This is a genomic window from Streptomyces sp. E11-3, from assembly GCF_046540415.1.
Classification (GTDB): Bacteria; Actinomycetota; Actinomycetes; order Streptomycetales; family Streptomycetaceae; genus Streptomyces.
In genome coordinates, this window is record NZ_JAZGRL010000196.1 from 1 (window position 1) to 1,054 (window position 1,054).

The window sequence follows — 1,054 nt, forward strand, 5'->3', positions numbered from 1 at the left end:
CACCCCCTCCCCCTCCTTCCGCAAGGCACAGGCCCTGATGCACCCGGGCCAGCAGCTGAGCGAACACGCGGCGAAGCAGCTGCTGCGCGCGTACGGGATACGGGTCCCGCGCGAGCAGCTGGTGACCAGCGCGGCGGCGGCCGTCCGGGCCGCGGGCCTGGTCGGCTACCCCGTCGTAATGAAGGCCTCCGGCGCGCGGCTCGCCCACAAGACCGAACTCGGCCTGGTCAAGGTCGGTCTGACCTCGGCCAGCCAGGTGCGGGACGCCTATCGGGAGCTGACCGACATCGCCCGCTACGAGGGCATCGAGCTCGACGGTGTGCTGGTGTGCCAGATGGTCGAGCGGGGCGTGGAGATGGTCGTCGGCGTCACACATGACCAGCTCTTCGGCCCGACGGTCACGGTCGGGCTCGGCGGGGTGCTCGTCGAGGTGCTGCGGGACGCGGCCGTACGCGTACCGCCCTTCGGTGAGGACCAGGCGCGGGCGATGCTCCGCGAGCTGCGCGGCCGGGCCCTGCTCGACGGGGTCCGCGGGGCGCCCCCGGCCGATGTCGACGCGCTGGTCGAGGTCGTACTCCGGGTCCAGCGCATGGCGCTCGAACTGGGCGACGAGCTCGCCGAACTCGACATCAACCCGCTGATGGTGCTGCCGCGCGGGCAGGGGGCGGTGGCGCTGGACGCGCTCGCGGTGTGCCGCTGACCGTGTTGTCCAGCGGCTTCTGTGCATCCACCGGCCTGCGCGCAGCCGTCGACCTACGAAACGGAGCCACTTTCGCATGACGCCCTCCCCCGAACAGTCCGGCGACTCGCTTCATTCGCTTGATTCATTGGTACTCCACGCCACTGACAACGGCGTCTCCTGGATCACTCTCAACCGCCCCGAAGCCATGAACGCCGTCACCTGGGACCAGCGGGAACGCGTCATCGCGCTGCTCGCCGACGCCTCCGCCGATCCCGGCATCCGGGCCGTCGTGATCACCGCGACCGGGAAGGGCTTCTGCGCCGGCGCCGACCTCCGCGGAGCGCCCGCCCCCACGTCCGGCTCCGCCCCCGC

Annotated in this window: 2 protein-coding genes; both read left to right on the forward strand. The window is 71.7% G+C overall.

Features of this window, described 5'->3' with window-relative positions; genetic code table 11:
- A partial coding sequence (locus tag U9R90_RS36360; protein WP_411061774.1) for an acetate--CoA ligase family protein occupies positions 1-700 on the forward strand: 700 nt, incomplete at its 5' end.
- 76 nt (positions 701-776) lie between these two features.
- On the forward strand, positions 777-1,054 hold a 278-nt coding region (locus U9R90_RS36365; RefSeq protein WP_411061776.1), incomplete at its 3' end, for an enoyl-CoA hydratase/isomerase family protein.